At 64.5% G+C, this 26,869-nt stretch carries 23 protein-coding genes; 9 read left to right on the top strand and 14 right to left on the bottom strand.

Annotation, left to right across the window (positions count from 1 at the left end; translation table 11 throughout):
• The first annotated feature begins 7 nt into the window (after nt 1–7).
• The 3 genes from rpsD (at nt 8) to rplQ (ending at nt 2,128) form a co-directional block, all read left to right on the top strand.
• Nucleotides 8–628 (top strand): 30S ribosomal protein S4, encoded by a 621-nt coding sequence (gene rpsD / locus BLR71_RS13015; protein ID WP_092527178.1) that lies wholly within the window; start codon nt 8–10, stop codon nt 626–628.
• Nucleotides 629–706: 78 nt separating this feature from the next.
• Complete coding sequence (locus BLR71_RS13010; protein ID WP_092527175.1) at nt 707–1,705, top strand: DNA-directed RNA polymerase subunit alpha; 999 nt, start codon at nt 707–709, stop codon at nt 1,703–1,705.
• 39 nt (nt 1,706–1,744) lie between these two features.
• Nucleotides 1,745–2,128: a 50S ribosomal protein L17 gene (gene rplQ / locus BLR71_RS13005; protein WP_092527172.1), complete on the top strand. Its 384-nt coding sequence runs from the start codon at nt 1,745–1,747 to the stop codon at nt 2,126–2,128.
• Between the two features lie 205 nt (nt 2,129–2,333).
• Here rplQ and uvrA read toward each other — a convergent pair whose 3' ends face one another.
• On the bottom strand, nt 2,334–5,186 hold the full coding sequence (gene uvrA, locus BLR71_RS13000) for an excinuclease ABC subunit UvrA (RefSeq protein ID WP_092527169.1): 2,853 nt from the start codon (nt 5,184–5,186) through the stop codon (nt 2,334–2,336).
• Between the two features lie 173 nt (nt 5,187–5,359).
• Here uvrA and BLR71_RS12995 point away from each other — a divergent pair, with 173 nt between their 5' ends.
• The 4 genes from BLR71_RS12995 to BLR71_RS12980 are packed head-to-tail and all read left to right on the top strand — an operon-like array spanning nt 5,360 to nt 9,122.
• Nucleotides 5,360–6,736 (top strand): MFS transporter, encoded by a 1,377-nt coding sequence (locus BLR71_RS12995; RefSeq protein ID WP_092527291.1) that lies wholly within the window; start codon nt 5,360–5,362, stop codon nt 6,734–6,736.
• A gap of 55 nt (nt 6,737–6,791) precedes the next feature.
• Complete coding sequence (ssb, locus tag BLR71_RS12990; RefSeq protein ID WP_092527166.1) at nt 6,792–7,424, top strand: single-stranded DNA-binding protein; 633 nt, start codon at nt 6,792–6,794, stop codon at nt 7,422–7,424.
• A 49-nt stretch (nt 7,425–7,473) separates the two neighbouring features.
• Nucleotides 7,474–8,370, top strand: coding sequence for a sugar nucleotide-binding protein (locus tag BLR71_RS12985; RefSeq protein ID WP_092527164.1), 897 nt, complete (start codon nt 7,474–7,476; stop codon nt 8,368–8,370).
• Nucleotides 8,367–9,122 carry a lysophospholipid acyltransferase family protein gene (locus BLR71_RS12980; RefSeq protein ID WP_092527148.1) on the top strand — a complete coding sequence of 252 codons (756 nt, stop codon included), beginning with the start codon at nt 8,367–8,369 and terminating at the stop codon, nt 9,120–9,122. The genes BLR71_RS12985 and BLR71_RS12980 overlap by 4 nt, the downstream gene beginning before the upstream one ends.
• A gap of 121 nt (nt 9,123–9,243) precedes the next feature.
• Here the strand turns inward: BLR71_RS12980 and fabB are convergent, their stop codons facing one another.
• Together fabB and fabA are read right to left on the bottom strand one after the other, a co-directional pair.
• Nucleotides 9,244–10,461 (bottom strand): beta-ketoacyl-ACP synthase I, encoded by a 1,218-nt coding sequence (fabB, locus tag BLR71_RS12975; RefSeq protein WP_092527146.1) that lies wholly within the window; start codon nt 10,459–10,461, stop codon nt 9,244–9,246.
• A gap of 13 nt (nt 10,462–10,474) precedes the next feature.
• Nucleotides 10,475–10,990, bottom strand: coding sequence for a 3-hydroxyacyl-[acyl-carrier-protein] dehydratase FabA (gene fabA / locus BLR71_RS12970; protein ID WP_092527144.1), 516 nt, complete (start codon nt 10,988–10,990; stop codon nt 10,475–10,477).
• A 251-nt stretch (nt 10,991–11,241) separates the two neighbouring features.
• Here fabA and BLR71_RS12965 point away from each other — a divergent pair, with 251 nt between their 5' ends.
• On the top strand, nt 11,242–13,104 hold the full coding sequence (locus BLR71_RS12965; RefSeq protein WP_092527141.1) for a putative bifunctional diguanylate cyclase/phosphodiesterase: 1,863 nt from the start codon (nt 11,242–11,244) through the stop codon (nt 13,102–13,104).
• 49 nt (nt 13,105–13,153) lie between these two features.
• Here BLR71_RS12965 and BLR71_RS12960 read toward each other — a convergent pair whose 3' ends face one another.
• The 10 genes from BLR71_RS12960 to BLR71_RS12915 all read right to left on the bottom strand — a co-directional run bounded on the left by BLR71_RS12960 (nt 13,154) and on the right by BLR71_RS12915 (nt 22,495).
• The gene (locus BLR71_RS12960; protein ID WP_092527139.1) at nt 13,154–13,696 is read right to left on the bottom strand and encodes a DUF2878 domain-containing protein; all 543 of its coding nucleotides are present in this window, start codon (nt 13,694–13,696) and stop codon (nt 13,154–13,156) included.
• Nucleotides 13,693–14,961, bottom strand: coding sequence for an SAM-dependent methyltransferase (locus BLR71_RS12955; protein WP_092527136.1), 1,269 nt, complete (start codon nt 14,959–14,961; stop codon nt 13,693–13,695). Before BLR71_RS12955 ends, BLR71_RS12960 begins: the two co-directional genes overlap by 4 nt.
• Nucleotides 14,958–15,722, bottom strand: coding sequence for a DUF1365 domain-containing protein (locus BLR71_RS12950; protein ID WP_092527133.1), 765 nt, complete (start codon nt 15,720–15,722; stop codon nt 14,958–14,960). The genes BLR71_RS12955 and BLR71_RS12950 overlap by 4 nt, the downstream gene beginning before the upstream one ends.
• Complete coding sequence (locus BLR71_RS12945) at nt 15,719–17,035, bottom strand: NAD(P)/FAD-dependent oxidoreductase (RefSeq protein WP_092527130.1); 1,317 nt, start codon at nt 17,033–17,035, stop codon at nt 15,719–15,721. The genes BLR71_RS12950 and BLR71_RS12945 overlap by 4 nt, the downstream gene beginning before the upstream one ends.
• Nucleotides 17,032–17,835: an SDR family NAD(P)-dependent oxidoreductase gene (locus BLR71_RS12940; protein ID WP_092527127.1), complete on the bottom strand. Its 804-nt coding sequence runs from the start codon at nt 17,833–17,835 to the stop codon at nt 17,032–17,034. The genes BLR71_RS12945 and BLR71_RS12940 overlap by 4 nt, the downstream gene beginning before the upstream one ends.
• A gap of 105 nt (nt 17,836–17,940) precedes the next feature.
• Nucleotides 17,941–18,399 (bottom strand): nuclear transport factor 2 family protein, encoded by a 459-nt coding sequence (locus tag BLR71_RS12935; protein ID WP_092527124.1) that lies wholly within the window; start codon nt 18,397–18,399, stop codon nt 17,941–17,943.
• Between the two features lie 27 nt (nt 18,400–18,426).
• Nucleotides 18,427–19,875 (bottom strand): deoxyribodipyrimidine photo-lyase, encoded by a 1,449-nt coding sequence (gene phrB, locus BLR71_RS12930; RefSeq protein ID WP_092527122.1) that lies wholly within the window; start codon nt 19,873–19,875, stop codon nt 18,427–18,429.
• A gap of 72 nt (nt 19,876–19,947) precedes the next feature.
• Complete coding sequence (locus BLR71_RS12925; RefSeq protein ID WP_092527120.1) at nt 19,948–20,859, bottom strand: MerR family transcriptional regulator; 912 nt, start codon at nt 20,857–20,859, stop codon at nt 19,948–19,950.
• Nucleotides 20,860–21,011: 152 nt separating this feature from the next.
• Nucleotides 21,012–21,380, bottom strand: coding sequence for a sirohydrochlorin chelatase (locus BLR71_RS12920; RefSeq protein WP_092527118.1), 369 nt, complete (start codon nt 21,378–21,380; stop codon nt 21,012–21,014).
• 95 nt (nt 21,381–21,475) lie between these two features.
• A complete protein-coding gene (locus BLR71_RS12915) occupies nt 21,476–22,495 on the bottom strand; it encodes an NAD(P)/FAD-dependent oxidoreductase (RefSeq protein ID WP_092527116.1) in 1,020 nt (339 codons plus the stop codon).
• Nucleotides 22,496–22,828: 333 nt separating this feature from the next.
• Between BLR71_RS12915 and BLR71_RS12910 the strand changes: the two genes are divergently transcribed.
• Nucleotides 22,829–23,734, top strand: a complete 906-nt coding sequence (locus tag BLR71_RS12910; protein ID WP_092527114.1) for a TIGR01777 family oxidoreductase — start codon at nt 22,829–22,831, stop codon at nt 23,732–23,734.
• 179 nt (nt 23,735–23,913) lie between these two features.
• Here BLR71_RS12910 and rapA read toward each other — a convergent pair whose 3' ends face one another.
• Nucleotides 23,914–26,856 carry an RNA polymerase-associated protein RapA gene (gene rapA / locus BLR71_RS12905; RefSeq protein WP_092527112.1) on the bottom strand — a complete coding sequence of 981 codons (2,943 nt, stop codon included), beginning with the start codon at nt 26,854–26,856 and terminating at the stop codon, nt 23,914–23,916.
• Nucleotides 26,857–26,869 lie beyond the last annotated feature (13 nt).

Genomic DNA, 26,869 nt, shown 5'->3' with positions numbered 1-26,869 from the left:
CAGACTCATGGCTCGTTATATTGGACCGAAGTGTAAACTGTCTCGTCGTGAAGGCACCGACCTCTTTCTGAAGAGTGGTGTGACTCCCTTCGAGAAGAAGTGTAAATCCGAGCAGATTCCGGGTGTACACGGCCAGCGCCGTCAGCGTCTTTCCGACTACGGCTTGCAGCTTCGTGAGAAGCAGAAAGTACGTCGCATGTATGGCGTACTCGAGAAGCAGTTCCGCAACTACTACAAGGAAGCGGCCCGTGTTAAGGGCGCGACCGGCGAAGTGTTGCTGCAGCTTCTCGAAACCCGACTGGACAACGTCGTCTACCGTATGGGCTTCGGCTCGACTCGCTCTGAAGCGCGTCAGCTGGTCAGTCACAAGGCCCTCACCGTGAATGGCCGTACCGTCAACGTGGCTTCCTACAAGGTCAAGCCGGGTGACGTGATCAGCATTCGCGAGAAGGCCAAGAACCAGGCGCGCATCCAGAATGCGCTGTCCATCGCCGCTAACCGTGGTGATGTATCCTGGGTCGACGTCGACTCCAAGAAGATGGAAGGCACTTTCAAGGCACTGCCTGAACGCGGCGACCTGTCTGCCGACATCAACGAAAACCTGATCGTCGAGCTGTACTCGAAGTAATCCGCTTAGCGGCGCCGGGCCACCGAGGTGGCCCGGTCGAGTACCGAGTATCCGTTTGGCAGCCTGAAAGGTGTTCATATGCAGCGTTCAGTGACAGAGTTTCTCCGTCCTCGCGATATCAAGGTCGAAGAGATCAGCGCGCACCACGCGAAGATCGTGCTCGAGCCGTTCGAGCGCGGTTTCGGTCACACCCTGGGGAATGCTCTGCGTCGTATCCTGCTGTCTTCCATGCCCGGCTGCGCCGTGGTGGAAGTCGAAATCGCGGGAGTCGATCACGAGTACAGTGCGATCGAAGGGGTTCAGGAAGACGTCATCGAGATGCTTCTGAACCTCAAAGACGTGGCAATCAAAATGCACAGCCGCGACGAAGCAATGCTCACGCTGAACAAGCAGGGCCCGTGCGTCGTCACAGCTGGTGATATTGCCGTCGACCATGATGTCGAGATCGTCAATCCCGACCATGTGATCGCACACGTCAACGAAGGCGCCGAGCTGAAAATGCAGCTCAAGGTGGCCCGCGGTCGTGGCTACGAGCCGGCGGATACCCGCGATGGTGCCGAGGACGAGTCCCGGGCCATCGGTCGCCTGCAGTTGGATGCGACCTACAGCCCCGTGCGTCGTGTTTCCTATTCCGTGGATGCCGCGCGTGTCGAGCAACGTACTGACCTCGACAAGCTGATCATCGACCTGGAAACCGACGGCACCCTGGATCCGGAAGAGGCGATCCGTCGCAGCGCAACCATCCTGCAAGAGCAGCTGGCTGCGTTCGTCGACCTGGAAGCCGACAAGGAACAGGAAGTGGTGGAGGAAGAGGATCAGATCGATCCCATCCTGCTGCGCCCCGTAGACGATCTCGAGTTGACCGTACGCAGTGCCAACTGCCTCAAGGCCGAGAATATCTATTACATCGGCGATCTGATTCAGCGCACCGAAGTGGAGCTGTTGAAGACCCCGAATCTCGGCAAGAAGTCCTTGAACGAAATCAAGGATGTGTTGGCTACGCGCGGTCTGTCCCTTGGCATGCGGCTGGAAAACTGGCCGCCGGCAAGCCTGAAGGACGACAAGGCATCCGCGTGAGCGTCGCCTCGAGTCCCAGTTTGGTAAGGAATTACAACCATGCGTCATCGTAAGAGTGGTCGCCAATTAAATCGCAACAGCTCGCACCGTCAGGCCATGTTCAAGAACATGTGCGTGTCTCTGGTCGAGCATGAAGTGATCAAGACAACCCTGCCCAAGGCCAAGGAGCTGCGTCGTCACGTCGAGCCGCTGATCACCTTGTCCAAGCAGGACAGTGTCGCCAACCGCCGTCTGGCCTTCAGCCGCACCCGCTCCAAAGAAGCGGTCGGCAAGCTCTTCAATGAGCTGGGTCCGCGTTACGTCGAGCGTCCGGGCGGTTACGTCCGTATCCTCAAGTGCGGCTTCCGCACCGGCGACAACGCCCCCATGGCCTACGTCGAACTGGTCGATCGTCCGGTCGCAGAGGAAGCCGCCGAGGATTGATCCTCGCGCTGCCTCGCACCAGGCATCCGACACAGAAAACCGACTCCTCCGGGAGTCGGTTTTTTTATGTCTGTCGGATATGCCGGGCACACTCTGTTCGTTCTCACGGCGCTATCACCCGATTTCGTTCAGGCAATGAAAAGCCCCGCCGACACGGAACTGCACACCGGGTCGACGGGGCTTGACCGTAAGGCCCAGAGCTAGCCTAGCTTTCGACGGGCTCGGCGGTGGTAGCCCGTGCCAGCAAGGGCTTGAGGAAGTGCCCGGTGTGCGAGGCAGCGTTGGCCGCGACCTGCTCGGGGGTGCCTTCGGCGATGATCTGCCCGCCGCCTGAGCCACCCTCGGGGCCGAGATCGATCAACCAGTCGGCGGTCTTGATCACGTCCAGGTTATGCTCGATGACCACGATGGTGTTGCCATGGTCGCGCAGGCGGTGCAGTACCGTCAGTAGCTGGCGGATGTCCTCGAAGTGCAGGCCGGTGGTGGGCTCATCGAGGATATACAGCGTCTTGCCGGTGTCGCGCTTGGCGAGTTCGCGTGCCAGCTTGATGCGCTGGGCCTCGCCGCCGGAAAGCGTCGTCGCACTCTGGCCCAGGCGAATGTAGGACAGGCCCACGTCCAGCAGCGTTTGCAGGCGCCGGGCGATGGCGGGCACCGGGCTGAAGAATTCCAGGGCGTCCTCGACGGTCATGTCGAGCACCTCGTGAATGCTCTTGCCCTTGTACTGGATCTCCAGCGTCTCGCGGTTATAGCGCTTGCCCTTGCAGACGTCGCAGGGCACGTAGATGTCCGGCAGGAAGTGCATCTCCACCTTGATCATGCCCTCGCCCTGACAGGCCTCACAGCGTCCCCCTTTGACGTTGAAGCTGAAACGCCCCGGCTTGTAGCCCCGCGAGCGCGCCTCCTGGGTACCGGAGAACAGTTCGCGGATCGGGGTGAAGATGCCGGTATAGGTGGCCGGGTTGGAGCGCGGCGTGCGGCCGATCGGGCTCTGGTCGATGTCGATGACCTTGTCGAGCTGGTCGAGGCCCTCGATGCCGGTATACGCCGCCGGGGTCAGAGTAGTGGCCTTGTTGAGCTCACGGGCGGCGATCGGCATCAGGGTGCCATTGATCAGCGTCGACTTGCCCGAGCCGGATACCCCGGTGACGCAGGTCAACACACCCAGCGGCAGCGTCAGGGTAACGTCACGCAGGTTATTGCCTGAGGCGCCGGTGAGCCTGAGCTGTTTCTCGGGGTTGCCGGGGATGCGCCAGGGCGGAACCTCGATGCGCCGCGTGCCCGACAGGTACTGACCGGTCAGCGAGCCGGGGGTATCCTTGATCTGCTGCGGCGTGCCCTGGGCGACGATCTCGCCACCATGGACGCCGGCGCCGGGGCCGATATCCAGCACGTGGTCCGCGGCCAGGATCGCATCCTCGTCATGCTCGACCACGATCACGGTGTTGCCCAGGTCTCGCAGTCGCTCGAGGGTCTTGAGCAGGCGGTCGTTGTCGCGTTGATGCAGGCCGATGGAGGGCTCGTCGAGGATGTACATGACCCCGACCAGGCCGGCGCCTATCTGGCTTGCCAGGCGAATGCGCTGGGCTTCGCCGCCGGATAGGGTCTCGGCGCTGCGTTCCAGGTTCAGGTAGTCCAGGCCAACATTGACCAGGAATTCCAGGCGCGCGTGGATCTCGTGGATGATCTTGACCGCAATCTCGCCCTTGCGCCCCGGCAGGCTGAGAGACGCGAAGTAGCGCATCGCTTCGCCGATCGGCAGGCCGACCAGCTCTGGCAGGGTCTGGTCGTCGACGTAGACGTGGCGCGACTCCTTGCGCAGCCGCGAACCATTGCAGCTGGGGCAGGGCTGAACGGCGATATAGCGCGACAGGTCCTCGCGGACCATGCTCGATTCGGTTTCCCGATAGCGGCGCTGCATGTTGGGCAGCACGCCCTCGAAGGGGTGTTCGCGTGTCACCTGGCGGCCACGGTCGTTGACGTAACTGAAGGAGACGTCGTCATGACCGCTGCCGTGGAGGATGACGTCTCGCTCATGCCGGGCCAGATCCTGCCAGGGAGTTTCCAGGGCGAAACGGTAGTGCGCGGCCACGGCCTGGAGCTGGCTGAAATAGTAGACGCTGCGCCGATCCCAGCCCTTGATCACGCCCTCGGCCAGCGACAGCTCAGGATGGCTGATCAGCTTGTCCGGATCGAAGACCTGCTGGACGCCGAGGCCGTCGCAGGTGGAGCAGGCGCCGGCCGGGTTGTTGAAGGAGAACATGCGCGGCTCGAGCTCGGCGATCGAGTAGCCACACACCGGGCAGGCGAAGCGCGCCGAGAAGTTGATGTCCTCATGCTCGCCGTCCATGAAGTGAACGATCGCTACGCCGTCAGCCAGCCCCAGGGCGGTCTCGAAGGACTCCGCTAGGCGCTGGGTTAGGCCTTCGCGAACCTTCACCCGGTCCACCACCACGCTGATGTCGTGCTTCTTGTTCTTTTCCAGTGGTGCCAGGTCGTCTAGCTCGAGCACCTGGCCGTCGATCATGGCCCGCACGAAGCCCTGGGCACGCAGCTCGCTGAGCAGTTGCAGGTGCTCACCCTTGCGGCCCTTGATGACCGGTGCTAGCAGCATCAGCTTGCTGCCTTCGGGCAGTCCAAGGACCTGATCGACCATCTGGGAAATGGTCTGGGCTTCCAGATCTTCGCCGTGTTCGGGGCAGCGTGGCGTGCCGGCGCGAGCGAACAGCAAACGCAGGTAATCGTAGATCTCGGTGATGGTGCCGACGGTGGAGCGCGGATTGTGGGAGGTCGACTTCTGCTCGATGGAGATCGCCGGTGACAGCCCCTCGATATGATCGACGTCGGGCTTTTCCATCATCGACAGAAACTGGCGGGCGTAGGTGGACAGCGATTCCACATAGCGCCGCTGACCCTCGGCATAGAGGGTGTCGAAGGCCAGTGACGACTTGCCCGAACCGGACAGGCCTGTAACGACGATCAGCTTGTCGCGTGGCAGCTCGACGTCGATTTGCTTGAGGTTGTGGGTACGGGCACCCCTGACCAGGATCTTGTCCATTGCCACCTCGTGCAGCACAAAAGCTCAAGTATACGGGCTAGGCGAGTGCGGCGCCAAAGCCAGGCAGCTTTACGCGGTACTGCCTTTCCCTGGGCATGGCCGAGCCGGTAGAATACGGGGTCTACCAAGGCGCGCTTCGCGCCCCTTTCATGCGTTTGGGATTTCTATTTTCCATGGTTTCTCGTTTGCTGACCGCCTCTGAGCGGCGCGCCATCAGTGGCCTGGCGGGGCTCTATGCCTCGCGAATGCTGGGCCTGTTCATGGTGCTGCCGGTGCTCGCTTTGCACGCCGGAGACTTGGCCGGCGCCACGCCTTTCCTGGTCGGTGTCGCCCTGGGTATCTACGGGCTCTCCCAGGCCGTGCTGCAAATCCCCTTCGGACAGCTATCGGATCGCATCGGCCGCAAACCGGTGATCGCGGTCGGCCTGTTGCTGTTCTTCCTGGGCAGCGCTGTAGCTGCCCAGGCGGACAGTATCCTGGAGATCATCATCGGCCGCGGCCTGCAGGGCTGCGGGGCGGTGGCTGCTGCGATCATGGCACTGCTCGCCGACCAGACCCGTGAGCAGGTGCGCACCGCGGCGATGGCCACCATCGGCCTGTCGATCGGCGTGGCCTTCGCCGTGGCCATGGTGTTGGGCCCTTTGCTTGCCGCCCACTATGGTCTCAGTGGTGTGTTCTGGTTCACTGCCGGCCTGGCGCTGTTGGGCATTCTGGTGCTGTGGAAGCTGGTGCCTCAGGCACCGCGCCGGCTGCGCCATCGGGATGTTGGGCTCGATCGCGGCCAGTTGAAGTCGATGCTCAAGCGCGGCGATCTGGTGCGCCTGGATATCTCGATTTTCTCCCTGCATCTGCTGCTGATGATGATTTTCGTCGCGGTGCCGGTGCGTCTCGCGGCCTTGGGCGTGCCGGCCGATCAGCATGGCTGGGTCTATCTCGGCATCATGGGGCTTGCCTTCGTGGCCATGGTGCCGCTGGTGATCGTTGCCGAGAAGCGTCAGCGCATGAAGAGCATGATGGTGCTGGCGGTGGCCGGGCTGACGCTGAGTCTCGCGGGGATGGGGCTGATGAATACCGGCTGGTGGAGTCTGGCCGCCCTGCTGATGGTCTTCTTCACCGCCTTCAACCTTCTCGAGGCCACGCTGCCTTCCATGATCAGCAAACTGGCACCGGCGGGAACCAAGGGCACGGCCATGGGGGTCTATTCCACCAGCCAGTTCCTCGGCGCCTTCCTCGGCGGTGTGCTGGGCGGCGCCCTGAGTCAGCAGTGGGGGCAGGATGCGGTATTCTTCGGTGCTACGCTGGTAGGTGTGCTTTGGCTGGGGGTGATGTATGGCATGCCCGCGCCGCGTCATCTATCAAGCGAAGTGGTAGCGCTCGATGAGCGTACCCACGAGGATGCCTTGGAAACCCTGATGCAGCGCTTCGCCGAAGTGGCTGGGGTCGAAGACGTGCTGGTGGTCCCTGAGGAGCGTCTTGCCTACCTCAAGGTCGATCGCAAGCAACTGGACAGCGAGGCGCTGGCACGAGTGGCCGGCGCCCAGGACCGCTAGGCGGTCATCATTCATTCGAGCGGCCAGGCGGTCGCCCGCAATCAAGGAGTAGAATATGGCCCGTGGTGTAAACAAGGTCATCCTGATCGGCAATCTGGGCCAGGACCCGGACGTGCGTTTCCTGCCTTCCGGCAACCCGGTCGCTAACCTGCGTATTGCCACCACCGACAGCTGGACCGATCGCCAGAGCGGGCAGCGCCAGGAACGCACCGAATGGCATACCGTCGTGCTGTTCAACAAGCTCGCCGAGATCGCTCAGCAGTACGTCAAGAAAGGCTCGCGCATCTATGTCGAAGGCCGTCTGCAGACCCGCAAATGGCAGGGCCAGGACGGTCAGGATCGTTATTCCACCGAGATCGTCTGCAACGATATGCAGATGCTCGACTCGCGCAGCGGCGGCCAGGGTGGCTATCCGCAGAACGACCCTCAGGGCGGTAGCTATGCGGGCGGCATGAACCAGGGCGGCGGCATGCCGCAGGGTAATGCGCCCCAGCAGGGTGGCGGTGCTCAGCAGGGCAACTACGGCAACGCACCCCAGCAGCCTCCCCAGGGTAACAACTATGGCCAGCAGGGCGGGCAGCAACAGCGTCCGCCGCAGCAACCGCCCCAGCAGCCGCAGCAGGGGAACAACTTCGGTGCACCGAATCCCGGCAGCTTCGACGACTTCGACGATGAGATTCCGTTCTGAGACGCCCCACCTTTTCCTGCGCTGAATCGGTGTCCATGAAGGAGTCTTCGTGAAGCTGTTGATACTGGATGCCGGGCACTGTCTGAGCCTGGCACTGGCCCGTGAGGCCAATCGTCGTACCGATACCGAGCTGGTCATCGAGGCCGGAATGGATCTCGAGGCCAGCCGACTCGCCGAGATCTCACCCGATGCGGTGCTGGTGCCGCCGCTGGTGCAGCCCATGGATATCGAGCCGGCAGCCGTCACGGCTCATGCCGCTGCGGTAGAGCGTTGCCTGGCGAGCTGTCGGGAGCTTGGCGTGCCCCTGGTTTGGGCGGTATCGGATCAGCTCTATGAAGATGGCTTCGATGGTCCCATCGACGAGCACGTCCGGCCCGAGCCGCGTGATGAGGGATTGCGCCAACTGATGGCCGTCGGCCAGCAGATTCGTGACCTCCACCCCCGCCACCTGATCATCCGCCTGGGGCCGCTGTTCGCCCTGGAAGGGAGTGGCGCCTGGCTTGGCAGCATGCTCGACAGCCTGGTAGGCGGCGATGAATTGAGCGCGGCCCAGGACGTGATCTTCTGCCCGACGTCGGCGGATGCGGCGGCCCTGGCCTTGATCGGCATGCTGCAGCAGATTCAGTGCGGTGCGGAAAGCTGGGGCGTCTATCACTTGGCGGGCACCGAGCCGGTCAGCGCTTTCGCCTTCGCCTCCATGGTGCGCACTCAGCTGGTCACCCGCTTCGAAGGCCTCGGCCAGTCATTGGTGCTCGGCGAGCTCAAGGCGCTCGATCATCATCATGGGCAACCGCTGCGCCGAGTCCTGAACTGTCGTCGCGTGCTTCAGGTGTTCGGCGTGCATCAGAAACCCTGGCGTCTCGAGGTCGGGCGCATGCTCGACGCTTGGTGCCAGGCCTACCGTCCTTCCGACCAACTGCTTGATCGCTGCGGGGACAACGCATGAATATCCTGCGCAGTCTGCTCTTCTATGCCGGCTACTTCCTGGCCATGATACTTAGCGGGATTTTTCTGTTGCCCTTGGCGCCGCTGTTGCCATTACGCTCGCGCTATCGGCTGTTGAATCTCTACAACCATGTGGTGATCGCCTGGTTCCGCATTACCTGCGGCGTGCGCTATGACTTTCACGGGCAGGAAAACGTGCCCGAGGGCGCCTGCGTGATTCTCTCGAATCACCAGTGCGAGTGGGAGACCATCTATCTTCAATTGATCAAGCCACCGGTATGCACGGTACTCAAGCAGGAGCTGCTGAACTTTCCGATCTTCGGCTGGGGCCTGAGGCTGCTCAAGCCGATTGCACTGGATCGCTCCAAGCCGGCTCGCGCCATGAAGCAGGTCCTCATCCAGGGCAAGGAGCGTCTCGATGAGGGGCTCTCGGTATTGATCTTTCCGGAAGGGACTCGGGTGCCTACAGGAGAGCGCCGCCGCTACAACAAGAGCGGTACGGTGATCGCCTGCCGCGCCGGCGTGCCGGTGCTGCCCGTTGCGCACAATGCGGGGGAGCGCTGGCCGGGGCGGCACTGGGTGAAGAATCCAGGGCGCCTGACGCTGGAGATAGGCCCGCCGATCGAGACCGAAGGTCGTACGGCCGAAGAAGTGCTGGTCGACGTCGAAGCCTGGATCGAGGGGCGTCTGGCGGAGATATCCGAGGTGCCGAGGCCCGCAAGCGAGCCTGCCAAGGAGACCGTGAATAGCTGACGCTCGATGCAGTCGGCCAGCGGAGATATCGATCAAGCCGACGCGACGCACACGGGTGCGATAAACAAAGAAGGCGCCCTAGGGCGCCTTCTTTGCGTTAGCGAGATGACAAGCCTGAGCGTTAGCCGCTGAACTTCTCCAGCACCAGGCAGGCATTGGTGCCGCCAAAGCCGAAGCTGTTGGACAGTACACGCGTCACCTCGACGTCGTCACGACGTTCGGTCACGATATCGAAGCCTTCAGCCTGGTCGTCGAGTTGCTCGATGTTGGCCGAGGCCGCGATGAAGCGATGCTCCATCATCATCAGCGAGTAGATGGCTTCCTGCACGCCCGTGGCGCCCAGCGAGTGGCCCGTCAGCGACTTGGTCGAACTCATCGCCGGCGTACGGTCGCCGAACACTTCGCGAATCGCCTTCAACTCGGCAACATCGCCCACGGGTGTGGAGGTGCCGTGGGTGTTGACGTAGTCGATGTCGCCCTTGACCGTCGCCATGGCTTGGCGCATGCAGCGGGCTGCCCCCTCACCGGAGGGTGCGACCATGTCATAGCCGTCGGAGGTGGCGCCATAGCCGACCACTTCGGCATAGATCTTGGCACCGCGTGCCTGGGCGTGTTCCAGGTCTTCGAGCACCAGCATGCCGCCGCCGCCGGCGATCACGAAGCCATCGCGAGACTGGTCATAGGGGCGCGAGGCCTTGTCCGGCGTCTCGTTGTAATGGGTCGACAAGGCGCCCATGGCGTCGAACAGGCAGGACAGGGTCCAGTGCTCTTCTTCGCCACCGCCGGCAAATACCACGTCCTGTTTGCCCAATTGGATCTGCTCGACGGCGCTGCCGATGCAGTGAGCCGAGGTCGCGCAGGCCGAGGAAATCGAGTAGTTGACGCCCTTGATCTTGAACGGGGTCGCCAAGCAGGCCGAGACGGTGCTGCCCATGGTGCGGGTGACTCGGTAAGGCCCCACGCGGCGCAGGCCCTTTTCGCGCATGACGTCGGCGGCTTCGACCTGATTGGCGCTGGAAGCGCCGCCGGAGCCGGCGATCAGGCCGGTACGCTCGTTCGATACCTGCTCTGGGGTAAGGCCCGAGTCTTCGATCGCCTGAGCCATGCTTACATAGGCATAGGCAGCGGCATCCCCCATGAAGCGACGCAGCTTGCGATCGACCAGCGTGTCGAGGTCGATATCAACGACGCCTGCTACCTGGCTGCGGAAGCCGCGTTCAGCATAGTCGTCCTTGAAACGGATGCCAGAGCGCCCTGTCCTGAGCGCATCGAGGACCTGGTGACGGTCGTTGCCGAGGCAAGACACGATGCCCAGGCCGGTGACTACCACTCGTCGCATGGGAGCCTCCTGATCAGAAATTCGCGGTGGAGGTGAACAGACCGACCCGCAGGTCATTGGCCTGGTAGATGTCGCGGCCGTCGACGGACACGGTGCCATCGGCGATGCCAAGAATCAGACGCCGAGTAATGATGCGCTTGACGTTGATATGGTATTTGACCTTTTTCGCTTCCGGTAGGATCTGGCCAGAGAACTTGACCTCGCCACAGCCCAGCGCGCGGCCGCGTCCCGGATGACCGAGCCAGCCCAGGTAGAAGCCGACCAGCTGCCACATGGCATCCAGGCCCAGGCAGCCGGGCATGACCGGATCGCCCGGGAAGTGGCAGTCGAAGAACCACAGGTCCGGATGGATATCGAGTTCAGCAATCAGCTCGCCTTTGCCGTATTCACCGCCTTCCTCATGGATATGGGTGACGCGGTCGAGCATCAGCATGTTGGGTGCCGGCAGCTGGGCATTGCCAGGGCCGAACAGTTCACCTTGGCTGCATGCCAGCAGCTCTTCGTGGCTAAAGGAGTGTTGCTTGGTCACAGAATCATTCCGAGAGTCGATATTAGGGTGGGCCGGAAGCCGGCTAGACTGCGTGCCATTCTACTGGCAGCGCCAGATGATTGCACGTCGCCACCCTTGCTAGCTCTCCGGCTGACGCGAGGGTTAATGCCGCGCCCTCAGCATTTTGGTGATTAACTATTAAACCCATGGTAGCGTTCGCCGATAGAGTAATGAAAGGTGCGAACCTCTTTCGTGCTCGAGTCCATGGACCGTAAAATTGATGAATCCTTATGTGGCCGCTCTTCACACTTAACCGACCTGTGGTCTGGCTGGGCTTGCTCGGCGTCGCCGCTCTGCCCTGGGCCAATGCGGTGGGGATGCGCCTGGCGAGCCTGTTGCTGCTCGCACTGGGGGTGTGGGATGCCTTGCGGGCCGTTCGCCAGGAGCATGATCGCCGAGCCCTGGGAGAACAGGTGATGCTGAACTCCGAAGACGGCATCATGATCTGCGACGCCCGTCATCGCATCCTCACGGTCAACCCTGCCTTTACCCAGATCACCGGCTACGCCCTCGAGGAAGTGCGTGGTCAGGACCCATCGATGCTATCGGCCGGCCGTCACGACAAGGCATTCTACGACCGTTACTGGGAAACCCTCACCACGCTTGGCAAATGGGAAGGCGAGATCTGGAACCAGCGCAAGCAGGGCGACCAATACCCAGAATGGCTGCGCATTCAGGCCTATCGCTCCCAGAATGGCAAGATCAGTCATTTCGTGGGGCTCTTTACCGATATTTCTCGTCATAAGGCCCGTGAGCAGGACATGCAGCGCATTGGTTTCGAGGATCCCTTGACCGGCCTGCCGAACCGTCGGCGACTCCACGATCTACTGAGTTCGCGGCTACGCCACCTGCGTGCCGGCGAAGGGCTGGATATGGCGCTGATCGACATCGACGGCTTCAAGGCCATTAACGATGCCATGGGCGTCGAGGCAGGGGACCGGTTACTGTCGCGTTTTGGCCAGCGGCTGGCGCGGCAGGTCGCAGGCGGTGTGGTGGGGCGCTTGGGCGGCGATGAGTTCATGGTCATCCGCACCACCAACTTCGACGATCACGATACCTGGGTGGCCGGGCTCAGTGAGCACCTGACGGCGCCCTTCGAACTGGACGGCCAGTCGCTGCGCCTAGGGTTGACCGTGGGCAGTTGCCGGGCGCCGGACGATGGTCGCGATTCCAATGTGCTATTGCAGCGGCTGGAAAGCGCCCTTTATAGCGCCAAGCGCCACGGCCGTAACCACCACAAGCGCTTTCAGCCCGCCCTGGATGAGCCTGGAGACCGGCAGCTCGAGCTGGTCAACGACCTGCGTGCGGCGCTCGCCCACGGCGACCAACTCGAGCTGCATTACCAAACCCAGCACAGCCTGAAGGATGGTTCACTGGTGGGCATGGAGGCGCTCATGAGGTGGCGCCACCCGCGGCTTGGTATGGTCTCTCCTGGAGATTTCATTCCGCTGGCCGAGCGTCATGGCCTGATGACGCCGTTGGGGGCCTGGGTGATCGAACAGGCGGCCTCTCAACTGGCGCGCTGGCAGCAGGCCGGGCTGCCGCGGGTGACTGTATGGGTGAATATTTCCGCGCTACAGCTGATTCAAGGCGACCTGGAATCGCGTATTTCCGCGTGTCTGGCCCGCTACAAGGTGCCGACCCGCCTGCTCGGGCTCGAGCTCACCGAGTCGGTGCTGCTCGATGAGCGGGCAGGCGATGTCTATCCGCGCATGACCTCACTGCGTGACAAGGGCCACCAGATTGCCATCGATGATTTCGGGACCGGCTATTCTTCCTTGAGTTACCTAAAGCGCTTGCCGGTAGACAAGCTCAAGCTCGACCGCGCCTTCGTGCGTGCGCTGCCCGACGATCAAGCGGATGCGGCGATCGTTGGCGCGGTGCTGGCAATGGCGAAGGGGCTGTCGCTGACGGTGGTCGCGGAAGGTGTCGAGACGCCGGCGCAGCGGGACTACCTGCGCAAGCTAGGCTGTCCCGAAGTGCAGGGATTCCTGTTCTCGCGCCCTGTGACGTCAGGCGAGGTCGAAGCCAAGCTCAGGCAAGAAGCCACGGGGGTTTACTCGGGTGACGGCGCGGCTGTCGCCTCGGCGTAGCGAGCTTAGGTCTAAAGGTGCTTGCAGGGCGCCAAGTGGGCAAAGGCGGTCAGGATGGCGCTCGGCCCAGACGATAGCTGAGCCCCAGGCAGAGCACCGCCCATACCAGTGCCTCCGCCGGCAGCAGCCAGGGCGCCAGCTCCACACCGGATAGCCGTGCGCCGGCCAGGTAGGATAGGGGGCCGCTCGTCGCCCCACCCAGCGCCGCCAGCCAAGGGCGCCGCCATAGCCAGCTTAGTGAATGCAGCGGCAGGGTGGCGAACAGCGGCCACAGTAGCCACAGCCAGAGGGGCAGCGGTAGCGCCCCCCAAGGGCCAGCCCCGGCACCCGCCAGGGCAGTATCGCCGCCAGCGAAATCAAAGCCGCCGAGCAGTCCGAAACTGCCATCGATGACCAGCCCAAGCGTGGCGAACGCCGCCAGTAGCCGCCATTCCCGCGGTTGCCCCAGCCAGTAAAGATGCGCGGTCAGGATCAATGCCGCCACGACTGCGCCTATCGCGCTGCCCCCCAATACGCAGGCAAACCAACCGACCTGAAAGGCCAGGATATTGACCACTGAGGCTGCCCAGCCATTGGCATCAAGCCGGGTCATGGCGACCCCGTCTGCGCATCCCGGCGGGCGCCGGGTTTCGCCATCAGCAGGTGGCAGGTGCCGATGCTGCGCTCCAGGAAGCCGCCTTCGCAGTAGCACAGGTAGTAGCGCCACATGCGGATGAAGCGCTCGTCGTAGCCGAGCTTGCGGATCCGGTCTAGCTTCGACTCGAAGCGGTGGCGCCATTCGCGCAAGGTGCGCGCATAGTGCAGCCCAATCTCGTCGAGCGACAGCACGTTCAGCGAGGTATGGCGGGTCATGCCGTCGAGAATGGCGCGATGCGAGGGCAGGAAGCCGCCGGGGAAGATATAGCGTTTGATGAAATCCATCTCACGCTTGGCGGCCTCGAAGCGCTGATCGCGGATGGTGATGGCCTGCAGCATCACCATGCCATCGTCGGTGAGCAGCCGGTCCAGGGTCTCGAGGTAGGTGTTGAGATACTGGTGGCCTACCGCTTCGATCATCTCCACCGAGATCAGTCGATCATAGCGGCCCTTCAAGGTGCGATAGTCCTCCTTGAGCAGGGTGATTCGCTCGCCAAGCCCCTCTTCCTCGATGCGTTTCGCGGTATGGGCGTACTGCTCGTCGGAGATGGTGGTGGTCGTGACCCGGCAACCGCGGCTCTTGGCGGCATGGATGGCGAGCCCGCCCCAGCCGGTGCCGATTTCCAACAGATGGTTGTCAGGGCCCACGTCGAGCTTGTCGAGCATCACGTCGAGCTTGTGGGTCGAGGCTTCCTCGAGGCTCGCCTCCGGGTGAGGAAAGACCGCACTCGAGTACATCCAGTGCTGGGTATCGAGAAAGGTGGCGAAGAGGTCGTTACCCAGGTCGTAGTGGGCCGAAATGTTGCGCCGGGCGCCGCGTTGGGTATTGCGCTGCAGGGCATAAGCGGCGGTCAGCAGCCAGCGGCCGAGGCGCGCGCTGCCGTTCTCGACCTCGCCGTTGACCCTTTCCATATTGGCGGCAAACAGCCGGGTCAGGCTGACCAGGTCATCGGCGTCCCAGTCGCCATCCATATAGGCCTCGGCGGCACCCACCGTGCCGCCCAGCGCCAGCCGGCGCCAGGCCTGGGCGCGTTTGACCACGACCGTGACGGACAGGGGCCCACCGCGGCCCAGCGTATGACGCTGATCGCCTTCGACCAGGGTGATCTGGCCGCCTTCTAGATCGTTCAACTGAGCGAGCAGGCGGGGCTTGAGCAGTCGGGTCAGGCGGTCGCCCGTCTCGGGCTGCGGCGCTGAGGTGGCAGAGCGGATCGTACTCACGGCGGTGTCTCCTCGCGATGGGGATGGTCATGGATCGGCACGCGCTTGGCCCACAGGCGCAGGGCCTCCAGATGAATGCCGGCCAGGGTCTTGAGGCTCATGAAGGGCTGTCGGACCAGGGTGGCCACCAGTGCGCCGCGGGTCGCGGCCCGGGCCTTCAAGGTCAGGGTGGCATCGAAGTGCAGCGCTTCGTCTTTCCAGGTCTCCATGTGCATCATCAGGTGCTCACCGGGCGTCGAGAAGCGCCAGCGATAGGTCATGTCCATGGGATTGAAAGGCGAGACGTGCATGGCCTTGTCGAAACTCGCCTGGTGGCTGTGACGCTGCGGATCGACACCGCAGGCATAGCGCACCCGCTCGCCCCACGGGGTATTGGTGACCTCGGCCAGCACCGCGGCCAGTTGGTCATCGGCGTCATAGGCGTAATAGAGGGTGACCGGGTTGAAGGCCACTCCCAAGGTGCGCAACTGGGTCAACATGCACACCCGCCCGTCAGGCGCCTCGCCTAGCTGGCGTTCGAGCTCTTCCCTGACCACCTGCTTGAGCGGGCGCTCGTGGGGCGTCAGATAGTCGCTGCGGCGAAAACGGGCCAGCGCCAGTTTTCCCTCGCCGAAGCCGGGCACGCCGCGGAACAGTGCCGGCAGTTCGTCGAGATCCAGCCAGGCCATCCACAGTCCATAGCGGAAGGCGTGGGCCTTGGGCCAGTAGCGCCGATGGCGCAGGTGGCCGTGGTAGATCCTGGAGCGGGGGGCGGCAATCATGCGGGCGCCTCCGCGCCGCTCTCGCTGCCTGCCAGGGCGTCGTCGGCGGGACACGGCGTGTCATCCAGCGCCAGGGCTACCCGGCGAGCACTCCAGACGCCATCCTCATGGAAACCGTTGCGCCAGTAGGCGCCGCAGAAGTGGGTGCGCCGGCTGCTGCCGGAGATCTCGGCATGGCGCGCCTGGGCGGCCTGGCCGGCCAGGGTGAAGCAGGGATGCGCATAGGTGAAGCGGCCGAGGATCCGCTGCGGATCGATGCTGGCGCTGTCGTTGAGGGTCACGCAGAAGGTGTGCGGTGCCTCCAGGCGCTGCAGGATATTCATGTCATAGGTCACCGAGACCCGAGCGGCAGTGCCGCGACCATCCAGGCGATAGTTCCAGCTGGCCCAGGTGCGCTGACGGCGGGGCAGCAGGCGGGTGTCGGTGTGCAGCACCACTTCGTTGTCCTGGTAGGGCATGGCGCCGAGAATCTCACGCTCGGCGTCGCTTGAATCCTCGAGCAGTGCCAGGGCCTGGTCCGAGTGACAGGCCATCACCACCTGATCGAAGCGCTCGACGCCATGGCGGCTTCTGATCTCGACGCCATCGGCGTGGCGGCGGATACCCTGCACCGGGCTTTCCAGTCGAATGCCCTCGGCGTAGGGGGCTGTCAGCGCCGGGATATAGGCGCGGGAGCCGCCCACCAGGGTGTGCCACTGGGGACGATGGCTGACCGACAGCAGGCCGTGATTCTTGAAGAAGCGCACGAAAAAGGTCAGCGGGAAGCCCATCAGGTCCTGGATGCTGGCCGACCAGATGGCCGCGCCCATCGGCAGCAGGTAGCGGTGGCGGAAGTCCTCGCCGTAGCCGCCGGCGTCCAGGTAGTCGCCAAGCGTCATCGCCGGATCCAGGCGGCCGCTGTCCAGGTCGCGAACGGCCGAGCGATTGAAGCGCAGGATATCGGCCAGCATGCGATAGAAGCGTGGGCGTAGCAGGTTGCGGCGTTGGGCAAAGAGAGAGCCCAGCGTGTGGCCGTTGTACTCGAAATCATAGGCGTGCTCATGCACCGAGAAACTCATCTCGGTGGGCTGGCTGGCAACGCCCAGCTCGGCCAGCAGCGCCTGAAAGTGCGGGTAGGTCCAGTCGTTGAAGACGATGAAGCCGGTATCGATGGCGTAGTCGCGGCCGTCCAGCGTCACATCGATGGTCGCGGTGTGACCGCCCAGGCGCTCGCCGGCCTCGAAGAGCGTAATATCGTGATGCTTCGACAGGTAGTAGCCCGCGGCCATGCCGCTGATGCCGCTGCCGATCACGGCGATGCGCTGCCTGCTCATGTCTCGTCTCCTGCGGCCCGGTTATCCCGGTCGCGGGTCATGCGCCGGCCCAGTCGCCAGCGCAGTCCGGGTGGCAGAATGCCCATCAGCTTGACCAGGTAGGTGAAGCGTTTGGGGAAGTGGATATCCAGGTCGCGCTTCTCGAGGCCCTTGAGGATGGCCTCCACGGCGGTATCGACGCTGACCCGCATCGGCATCGGGAAGTCGTTGCGCTCGGTGAGAGGCGTCTTGACGAAGCCCGGGTGAATCACGCTGACGCCGATGTCTTCGGCGGCGAGGTCCAGGCGCAGCGACTCCATGAAGTAGCTGAGCGCCGCCTTGGAGGCGCCGTAGGCCTCGGCCCTGGGGAGCGCGACATAGGCAGAGGCGCTGGAGGTGGCTGCCAGCAGCGGTCGGCTGCCGTCATGGTCGCGTGCCTGGCGCAGCAGCGGCAGCGCCGCCTCGATGGTATAGAGGGCGCCGTGGAAGTTGGGGGCGAAGACCCGTTCGACGAGGTCGACATCGAAATCCCGCGCGTCCAGGTACTCGCAGGTCCCGGCATTGAGCAGGGCAAGCTCGAGCCCGCCGAAGGCCTCCATGATCTGCTGGCCGGCGGCCGTCACGGCGCCGCGGTCGGTGATGTCCAGCGGTACCGCCAGGGCATTGTCATGACCTTCGGTCAGCGCCTCAAGTTTCTCGGCGCTGCGGGCGCTGAGGGCCACCCGATGACCGTCGTCGAGCAGGCGTTCGGCGAGTGCCCGGCCGATACCCGAGGTTGCGCCGGTCAACCAGATGCGCTGCGGATGCGGTGTTGTGGTCATGCTTCCTCCTGGCCAGACGGCCGTGTCGGCCTCGATGGGCACGCGCCTTGCGATCCTTCATGCGGCAGCATTGCTATTAGCTACGATGGCAGCGGCCAATGGGTTTCAGGCCCCGGCGCGTCGCTTGAGTTGACGAATCACCCAGCCGAGCCCGGGGAGCCGCTCGTAGAGCAATTCCCCGGCATCGAAGTAGTCGCGGTGGTGCTGCACCTTTTGTATTCCTTCGTCACTGCCGGCCGAGAATGGGGCGAACGTCAGCCGTGAGCAGCCTTCCACCTCATAGGCCTTGCCCCCTGACAGACGGGGGTGGCGCAGCGTCATGGTCCAGGTGACGAAGGCGGTGTCGCCCTGGCGCTGCCGTTGGTGGAAGGCGAACTGGCATTCCTCTACATGCGTGTACAAGGCCGCGAAGTAGCGTTCGAGTTCGCTCAGGCCCTCGATACGGTGCAGTGGATCCTGAAAGACGATGTCATCAGTGTATACGCTTCCCAATTGATCTGTATAGGTCTTGTCTAGCTTATTGAAGAAGGCGCAGAAAGCTTCCAGTGCCGGGTCACGGGACATGATGACTCCTGTTCAGGGCGCGCCCTGTCAGGACGCGTCACTCTTGAGGGCCTTGAAGGCGTCCAGCGCCCGCGCGCGGGCAGCCTTGTGGTCGACGATCGGCGCAGGGTAATCGGCTTGATCGAGCAGATCGCCTGCCGGTGGCGCATGGCGCTGTTTGGCAGATAGCGTCGCCAGAGAGGGCAGGTAGGTCTTGATGAAGGTGCCTTCCGGGTCGAAGCGCTGAGACTGGGTGGTGGGATTGAAAATGCGGAAATAGGGCGCGGCATCGGTGCCGGTGGACGCGGCCCACTGCCAGCCGCCATTGTTGGCGGCGAATTCGCCATCGATCAGGTGGCGCAGGAAGAAGGCCTCGCCACGGCGCCAGTCGATCAGCAGGTGCTTGGTCAGGAACATCGCGGTCACCATGCGCAACCGGTTGTGCATCCAGCCAGTTTCGACCAGCTGGCGCATGGCGGCATCGACGATCGGGTAGCCGGTGCGTCCTTCACACCAGGCCGTGAAGGCGGCCTCGTCGTCGCGCCAGGCCAGCGCCTCGGTGTGCTGCTGGAAGGCTCGATGGCGGCACACGCGGGGAAAACCGATGACGATGTGCTGATAGAACTCCCGCCAGACCAGTTCGTTGACCCAGGCGGTAAGGCCTGCGTCACCCTCGTTGAGGTGGCCGTCGTTTTCGGCCAGCACCGCCTGACAGCACTGACGAAAGGACAGCATGCCCAGTGCCAGGTAGGGAGACAGCTCGCTGGTGCCGGCGACCGCCGGCAGGTCGCGCTGTTCCTTGTAGTGGCGGCCGCGGAAGCGCAGGAAACGTTCCAGCCGGTCGGCGGCGGCCTGTTCGCCGGCGGGCCAACGCTCCGGTGCGGCGGGGGTATCCTCAAGGGCGGGCAGCTCGGGTACCGGCTCGCTTGAAATTTCAAGCGGCGCCTGGACGGCAGGAGTGTCGCGTAGGGCCAGCCGCTCGGACGTGAGTGCCCGGTGCCAGGCCTTGGCGAAGGGCGTGAATACGCTGTAGTAGTCGCCTTGACCGGTGAGCAACTCGCCGGGGGCGAAGGCGATGGCATCGGTATGCGCCTTGACCGTCAGACCCTGGCGGTCGAAGGCGGCGATGACCGCTTCGTCGCGGCGCCACTCGTCAAGCGGATATTCGCGGTTGAAGTGCAGGGCACAGGCGCCGACCTCTTCCGCCAGGGCGAGCAGGGTAGCCGGGGCGGCATCGAAGTGGTCGATCTCCCGATGCAGCAGCGGGATGTTGTAACCGGCAAGATCCTCGGCCAGGGCGGTGACGCCGCGGTTGAGGAAATCGAGCTTGTTGGCCCCGTGGCCATGAGCCTGCCATTGGGGCAGACAGCGCAGAAAGACGGCGACTACCGGTCCCTGTCGGGCCGCCTCACTCAGGGCGGTGTTGTCGTGCAGCCGCAGATCGCTGCGCAGCCAGACCAGTCGAGGGGCCGCGCCGGCCGGAGTCTCACCTTGCATGATCGCTCCTGTGATTGTGGAAGGGGGCCGTGTCCGAGAAGGCGGTATCAGGGCTATCGGGAGTGACCGCGCTCAGCCCCGGGTCAGCGGTTTGAGCCGGGAGATGGCCTGGAGCGGGTCATCGCCGAGTACCGCGACCTGAGTATCGCTAAGCTCCTGCTCGCGGATGCGCGCCACCGGCCCGCAGAGCCCCAGCGGCACGCTGAGCTGTTCGGCGAGCTTGGGTAGCTGGCGCCGGAAGAGCTCGGTGCGCTCGGCCTGGCCGCTGCTCACCAGCATGGCGACGGCATTCAGGCGCTGCACGGCCAGCGGCATCTCGCTAAGGGGCAGGGCGTCGTCGAACAGCTGAACGCGATAGCCGGCGTCGCTTGCCGTGAGGGCGGTCAGCAGTTCCCAGAGCATGCCGTGGGCGTCAGGCAGCCGGCTGATCAGCACCATGCCGTTGGTCGCCACCTTGTTGCCGTGATACAGGCGGGTGCCCACGCGGCTGCGCAGGAAGGATTCCAAGGTGGTGCGCTGCAGTGCCGCGCCGAGCTGGTCGCCCCAGCTTTCCTCGAACGACACGACCAATGGCTTGAGCAGTTCGCCGACGCAGGTGGTCACCGGGTAGAGCGTCATGGCCTGGTGGTAGAGCGCATCCAGGCGCTCGATATCCAAGGCTTCGATGGCGGCCTGCCACTGCTGGCGCTGCCCTTCCCAATCGCCGATGGCCGGCGCCATGGGCTCGGCTGGCGCCGGCTGGTCGAGCAGCTCGCGCACCTGGCTGACCGGCACGCCGCGATTGAGCCATTGCAGGATATTCTCGACGCGCTCCACGTCTTCATAGGCATAGAGGCGATGGCCTTTGGCCGTGCGCTGCGGGCGAATCAGGCCGTAGCGTCGCTCCCAGGCCCGCAAGGTCACCGAGTTGACCCCCGTCAATCGTGAGACCTCACGAATAGGGTAGAGCGGCGTATCGGCCGGATGGGTCGCCTTGGTAGTCATGCGCTTGGGAGCCTCTTGCTGGGTCGGTCGAAGCAGCGACGCGTTAACACTACGCTACGTCGCCGATGGGGCTAAGAATGGTGCAAAATATTATACAAGGCAATGATGTTGTACAAAGCATGGGTTGAGCGGCATCCCATCATCACCGCCGATCAGCCGTTGGCCCGCTCGTCGATAATGCCGGCCAGGGCATCGACGAAGGCCGGATGTTCGCCTACCGGTGGCAGTAGCGTCAGTGCGATATCGGGGTGGGCAGCGCCCAGGGCAGTGATCTGGCCCGGCACGTCTTCGCGGAGGTGCCGACCGGCGGCGAAGAATAGCGGCAGGATGTCGGCGCGCTCGATGCCGCTGTCGCGAAGCTCGGCCACAGTGGCTTCGAGCGACGGTTCGCAGAGCTCCATATACGCCATGCGCAGCGGAGTCGAGAGGCGTGCCGCCAAGGTCTCGGCCAAGGATTCGAAGGGGGCCTTCCAGCGCGGGTCACGAGAACCGTGGGCGAGCAGGATCAGAGCGTGTGACATGTAAACCTCGTGGCGTACAAGAAATGAGCGGTGGTATCGGTGGCAGCGCTGACGTCGGGCGTCAGTCTTTCAGCTATCAACGTCTTACACTTTGTTCAGGAACCGATTTCGGCGGCCAGGGTTTGGCCCAGGTCATGCCCGGAAAGCCAGGCTCCCTCGATGCGAGATGAACGCAAGGCATCGCCACAAAGTGCAATGCCGCGGGCACTGAGCCGGTAACCAGGGCCGCCGGTGGCCGGTCCGCAGGGTTTGGCATAGCGCCAGCGATGGGCGCCGATCAGACGCGGCTTGGGCAGTGGCCGTGGATAGAGCGACTCGAAGGCCGAGAAAAGCCGCTCGGCAACCGCATCGGCATCGTCTTCCAGCCATGCCGCACTGGCCTCGTGGCTGGCGAGCAGGGTCAGGCTCTCGTCCTGCGCTTGGCGGCCAGGTTTGGTGTCGTTGCGGCTGACCATGCTCAGCGGGCCGACATTGACGAAGGCGGCTTGCCAGTCGGCATCGACGCCGGGCAGTTCCGGCAAGGGCTCATCGAATACCGCGTAGCCAGCCCAGCAGGGCTGTTGCACGATGGCGAGGCAGTCGGCGGCCAGCGCCGGGTCATGGGGCGCGACCAGCGGCTCGGCCTGGGGGGTGGGTACCGTGACCACGACCCTGGCATAGGGGCCATGATCGCGACCCGCATCGTCGGCCAGCCACCAGCCGTCGGCTCTCTGTTGCAGGCCGGTGATGCGCGTCTGGGCATGCAGGTCGACGCCCTCGGCCAGCGAGCGTGTCAGGGCGCTCATGCGCGGCGCAGCGCTATAGCGCGTTTGATCATCATGATGGGGCTGCCAGCCGTCGGCCTCGACGCGCCACAGCCGCTGCGGCCAGGGAGCCACCAAGCCGGCCTTGCGCCAGACGGCGACCTGCTCGGAGAAGCGTGATTCGCGGGCGGTAAAATACTGAGCCCCCAAGTCGACGACGGCCCCGGGGAGCCGGCGACTGGTCATGCGGCCACCCGGCCCCCGGCCCTTGTCGAAGACCTCGCTTGAGATATCGTGATCGGCGAGTGCCTGAGCGCAGGCGAGGCCCGACAGCCCGGCACCGATAATGGCGATGGATGGAATGGCAGTCATGAATCCTCCGGGTGACTGTCGTGGCTGGCGCTACAGTCATCAATGCTTACTAGGTTAACAGACTCGTACAAACGCTGTATAACCCCTAGTCTAGGTTGTGATGGTCCATCAGCGCCCCGGAGCTCGACGCAGGCAGTGGGTCCTGGCGTGGCAGGATCGTCATGAGCCACGCTTGTCATCAGGCTCTTTTCTCAGCTTCTAGTGCTCGGTTTTACGTCAGCGGGTGCTGGTTTCCAGGCACCGCGGCAGCGACTGATTCGGGAGAGCTTGCCAAGGCAAGACCGCTCGTCGCCGTTGGGCATCACATAGGGTTCGGTATTCTAAGGAGGCAGCATGCGTATTCTGGTCACTGGTGGAACCGGCTTCGTCGGTAGGCCCCTGTGCCAACGCCTGGCCGAGGCAGGACACGACCTGCTGGTGGTGTCCCGGGACCCGGCTAGCGCGCGGGACCTGCTGCCGGCGGGTGCGAGGGTCGCGGACACGGTCATGGCGTTCGCCGAGGCGCGGCCGGAGGCAATCATCAACCTGGCCGGCGAGTCGATCGCCGGCAAGCGCTGGAGCGAGGCGCAAAAGCATCGGCTGGTGGACTCTCGCGTCGATATCACCCGGGAGCTGGTGAAACTCTGCGGTCGACTCGCCGAGAGCGACGCCGCGCCGCAGGTGATGCTTTCCGGCTCGGCGATGGGCTACTACGGTGATCAGGGCGATAACCGGGTCACCGAGGAGACGCCGCCCCACGACGAATTCGCCCACCGCCTGTGTGAGCGCTGGGAGCAGGAGGCCAAGGCCGCCGAGGCTCATGGCGTGCGGGTCGTGCTGGTGCGCACGGGGCTGGTGCTCGAGAAGGACGGCGGAACCCTGGCGAAGATGCTGACGCCCTTCAAGCTGGGGCTCGGCGGCCCCTTCGGCAGTGGGCGTCAGTTCATGCCCTGGATTCACCGCGAGGACATGCTGGCGCTGCTCGAATTCCTGCTCGAGCGCGAGGACCTTAGCGGCCCCTTCAATGCCTCGGCCCCCAAGCCCGAAACCAACGCCGCCTTCACCGCCACGCTGGCTCGCCATCTCAAGCGGCCGGCCTTCATGGCGGTGCCGGCCTGCGTGCTCAAGGTCGGTCTCGGCGAAATGGCCAACCTGCTGCTGACCGGCGCCGACATGCGCCCGGCGCGCCTCGAGGAGGCCGGCTTTCGCTTCCAGTACCCAACACTCGATCAGGCGCTGACGGCGATCCTTGGGCGCTAGCGCTGTTCGAGTCGGTTCAGAACTCTCGGCGCCTACGTTCCCCCTTATCACCAAGATCTCCCTTGGCAACGGAAGGTTCGTGAGTCGCGGTATTGCCGTAAAACCCAGCGCGCCCGGCCAAAGTGGCCGGGCGCGCTGGGTTTCAGGCGTTCGATAGGGCGCCGGGACCGGCGCCGAGGCTAGTCGGTGTCGATGGTGACGATTACGCGCACCGCATCCAGGCGCAGCCGGGTGCCTTCGATGGCGCTGTCCAGCGCGGCCCGGGTGTCGGCGAGGGCCTTCAGCTCATCCTCGCGCACCGCTGGGTTGTGCCGGGAGAGCGCCTTGAGACGAGAAAGCTCGCCGTCCAGAGTCTCGCGCATGCGGGTCTGGGCGGCCTCGACGATGCTCGGCAGCTCGCGCTCGGCTTCTTGCTCGCCCTGGGTCAAAAGCTCGCGCAGCTGATCGTGGCGGTCCTTGATCAGGTCGCGGGCCACCGCCTTCTTGACCTTGGTGAGGTTCTTGGCGAGCCCGCCGAAGGAGACCTTGGAGGACAGGTTGCTGCCGGCTTCGTCGAGCAGCACGCGCACCGCGGTGGCCGGCAGGAAGCGGTTGACGTGCAGCTTCTTGGGTGCCGGGCAGTGGGTGCGGAAGACCAGCTCGGTCATCAGGCGGCCGCCGGGAATCGCCGGATGCTTGAGCAGGGCAAGCGCCGTGTTGCCCATGTTGCCGTCGAGCTGGCGGGCCATCATCTCGCGCACCAGCGGGTGTTCCCAGGATAGGTGCTGCACGTCGTCCCGCGCCAGGGCCTGGGCGCGCGACAGGGTGGCCGAGAAGCCATCCTCGCCTTTCACCAGGCCCGGTAGGCCGTCGAGCATCTGCGGGCTCGGCTGCAGATGCATGATATTGCCGCCGAGGTCCTGGCTGTCGACGCCGAAAATATCCAGCGCCTGCTCCAGGTAGCGCGGCAGCGCCTTGTCGTCGTCGAGTTCGCGGATCGCCTCGATCACCTTGGCAGCGCGGGCGGGGCGGCAGGCATTGTGCTCGAGAAGGCGATTGCGGCCGGCCTCGCGCTCCTTGAGCTTGGTGTCGAAGAGGGCGCGGGTCTCGGTGATCAGTTCCTCGAGGCTTTCCTCGTCGAGCAGCGCCTCGGCCAGCTCGTCGCCGAAGGCATCGAACAGCTCGCTGCCGACCCCATGGGGCGCGCTGAAGGCGTCCATCCCTTCCCGATACCAGCGCAACAGGCGGGCGCCGGGGCTCTGTTCGAACACCGGCACATGCAGTTGGATGGCGTGCTGCTGGCCGATGCGGTCCAGGCGACCGATGCGCTGCTCGAGCTGGTCCGGGTGCTGGGGCAGGTCGAACATCACCAGGTGGCGGCAGAACTGGAAGTTGCGGCCCTCGGAGCCGATCTCCGAGCACACCAGCACCTGGCAGCCGTCTTCGTCATCGGCGAAGGCGGCGGCGGCGCGGTCGCGCTCGACCAGCGTCAGGCCCTCGTGGAACACCGGCGCATGCACGCCGCCCAGCACCCGCAGGCCCTCGGCGAGCTCGAGGGCGGTGTCGCGGTCGTGGGCGATGACCAGCATCTTGTCGTCGCCGACCTCGGTGAGTTGCTCGAGCAGCCAGGTCACACGGGGGTCGAACTGCCACCAGGGTTCGGCGTTGAGCGGGTCCTCGCCGAGCGCCCGGTACATGGCGTCCGGATAGATCAGCACGTCCGGATGATCCAACCCGGTCTCGATCAGCAGCTCGTCGAGGTAGTCCTCGTCGCGCTCGATCCGGCGCAGCACGCGGCGATAGGCCGAGGGCAGGGCGAGTTCGCTGACGTGCAGCTCCCGGGAGGGGAAGCCGCCGACATGACGGCGGCTGTTGCGGAACATCACCCGGCCGGTGCCGTGACGGTCGAGCAGCTGCTCGGTGAGCTGGCGCCGGGCCGCCTCGCGCTGGGCGTCATCGCTTTCCGGCTCGGCCAGGGTATCGAGGAGGGCCTGGCTGTCGGCGTCGTCGATCACCGCATCGATCCGCGCCCGGGCGGCGGCGCTCTCGGCCGCGGTGGCGGCGGGAAGGGCATCCAGGGCATCAATGGCCTCGGCCACCTGCACGTAGCCGGCCTCCTCGGCCTTGAAGCGTTCGAGGTCCTGATAGCGGTCCGGGTCGAGCAGGCGCAGCCGCGCGAAGTGGCTCTCGAGGCCCATCTGCTCGGGGGTGGCGGTGAGCAGCAGCACGCCGTCGATGGCGGTCGACAGGCGCTCGACGCAGCTATAGCCGGGGCCCTGCTCGTCCGGGGTCCAGTCCAGGTGATGGGCCTCGTCGACGATCAGCATGTCCCAGTCGCAGGCCTCGGCCTGGGCCTGGCGGTGCGGGTTGTTGAACAGCCACTGCTGGCTCGCCAGCACCAGCTGGCCGGTCTCGAAGGGGTTGCCGTCGCTATGGGCCTGGCTCTGGTGCTCGTCGAGCAGGGTGACCTTGAGAGCGAAGCGACGCAGCAGTTCGACCAGCCACTGGTGAGTGAGGCTGTCCGGCACCAGGATCAGCGCCCGCTCGGCGCGGCCGGTGAGCAGCAGCCGATGCAGGATCAGGCCGGCTTCGATGGTCTTGCCAAGGCCCACTTCGTCGGCCAGCAGCACGCGGGGCGCATGGCGGCCGGTGATTTCGTCGGCGATATAGAGCTGGTGGTCGATCAGGTCGACCTTGGGGCCGGCGAGACCCAGCGCCGGGTTCTGCTCGATGCGGTTGTGGTGGTGCAGGGTGCGAAAGCGCAGGTTGAACCAGTCGTTGCGGTCGACCTGGCCGGTCAGCAGACGGTCGCGGGCCTGGTCGAACTGCATGGTGTCGGCCAGTTGGGCTTCGGGAAGCTCGCGCAGTTGGCCTTGGTCGTCCTCGCCGATATAGACGATCAGACCGCGTTCTTCCTTGCTGTCGTCGACCAGCATCTGCCAGCCCTCGGCGGACTGGATGCGGTCGCCGCTACCGAAGGCCACCCGGGTCAGGGGGGCCTGGCGCACGCTGTAGGTGCGTGTTTCCTCGCTGGCGGCAAACAGCACGGTGACGGTACGGAAATCGCAGTTCAGGACGGTGCCCAGACCCAGCTCGGCTTCGCCGTCGCTGATCCAGCGCTGGCCGGGAGAAAATTCGCTCATGCTGCCTCGGATA

This window comes from Onishia taeanensis (assembly GCF_900100755.1).
In the GTDB taxonomy this organism is placed as follows: domain Bacteria; phylum Pseudomonadota; class Gammaproteobacteria; order Pseudomonadales; family Halomonadaceae; genus Onishia; species Onishia taeanensis.
The sequence above is the reverse complement of the archived record's forward strand: the minus strand, read 5'-3'. Positions and strand labels throughout refer to the sequence as shown.

Bases quoted from the DNA above. Each gene is read 5' to 3' on its own strand.
- BLR71_RS12950 (WP_092527133.1), bottom strand. From the start codon at position 15,722: ATGATTGCCGCCCCCCGCTCCAGGATCTACCACGGCCACCTGCGCCAT.
- rapA (WP_092527112.1), bottom strand. From the start codon at position 26,856: ATGAGCGAATTTTCTCCCGGCCAGCGCTGGATCAGCGACGGCGAAGCC.
- uvrA (WP_092527169.1), bottom strand. From the start codon at position 5,186: ATGGACAAGATCCTGGTCAGGGGTGCCCGTACCCACAACCTCAAGCAA.
- BLR71_RS12920 (WP_092527118.1), bottom strand. From the start codon at position 21,380: ATGTCACACGCTCTGATCCTGCTCGCCCACGGTTCTCGTGACCCGCGC.
- BLR71_RS12995 (WP_092527291.1), top strand. From the start codon at position 5,360: ATGGTTTCTCGTTTGCTGACCGCCTCTGAGCGGCGCGCCATCAGTGGC.
- rplQ (WP_092527172.1), top strand. From the start codon at position 1,745: ATGCGTCATCGTAAGAGTGGTCGCCAATTAAATCGCAACAGCTCGCAC.
- BLR71_RS12910 (WP_092527114.1), top strand. From the start codon at position 22,829: ATGCGTATTCTGGTCACTGGTGGAACCGGCTTCGTCGGTAGGCCCCTG.
- BLR71_RS12980 (WP_092527148.1), top strand. From the start codon at position 8,367: ATGAATATCCTGCGCAGTCTGCTCTTCTATGCCGGCTACTTCCTGGCC.
- rpsD (WP_092527178.1), top strand. From the start codon at position 8: ATGGCTCGTTATATTGGACCGAAGTGTAAACTGTCTCGTCGTGAAGGC.
- BLR71_RS12935 (WP_092527124.1), bottom strand. From the start codon at position 18,399: ATGTCCCGTGACCCGGCACTGGAAGCTTTCTGCGCCTTCTTCAATAAG.
- ssb (WP_092527166.1), top strand. From the start codon at position 6,792: ATGGCCCGTGGTGTAAACAAGGTCATCCTGATCGGCAATCTGGGCCAG.
- phrB (WP_092527122.1), bottom strand. From the start codon at position 19,875: ATGCAAGGTGAGACTCCGGCCGGCGCGGCCCCTCGACTGGTCTGGCTG.
- BLR71_RS12915 (WP_092527116.1), bottom strand. From the start codon at position 22,495: ATGACTGCCATTCCATCCATCGCCATTATCGGTGCCGGGCTGTCGGGC.
- fabB (WP_092527146.1), bottom strand. From the start codon at position 10,461: ATGCGACGAGTGGTAGTCACCGGCCTGGGCATCGTGTCTTGCCTCGGC.
- BLR71_RS12965 (WP_092527141.1), top strand. From the start codon at position 11,242: ATGTGGCCGCTCTTCACACTTAACCGACCTGTGGTCTGGCTGGGCTTG.
- BLR71_RS13010 (WP_092527175.1), top strand. From the start codon at position 707: ATGCAGCGTTCAGTGACAGAGTTTCTCCGTCCTCGCGATATCAAGGTC.
- BLR71_RS12940 (WP_092527127.1), bottom strand. From the start codon at position 17,835: ATGACCACAACACCGCATCCGCAGCGCATCTGGTTGACCGGCGCAACC.
- BLR71_RS12925 (WP_092527120.1), bottom strand. From the start codon at position 20,859: ATGACTACCAAGGCGACCCATCCGGCCGATACGCCGCTCTACCCTATT.
- BLR71_RS12960 (WP_092527139.1), bottom strand. From the start codon at position 13,696: ATGACCCGGCTTGATGCCAATGGCTGGGCAGCCTCAGTGGTCAATATC.
- BLR71_RS12945 (WP_092527130.1), bottom strand. From the start codon at position 17,035: ATGAGCAGGCAGCGCATCGCCGTGATCGGCAGCGGCATCAGCGGCATG.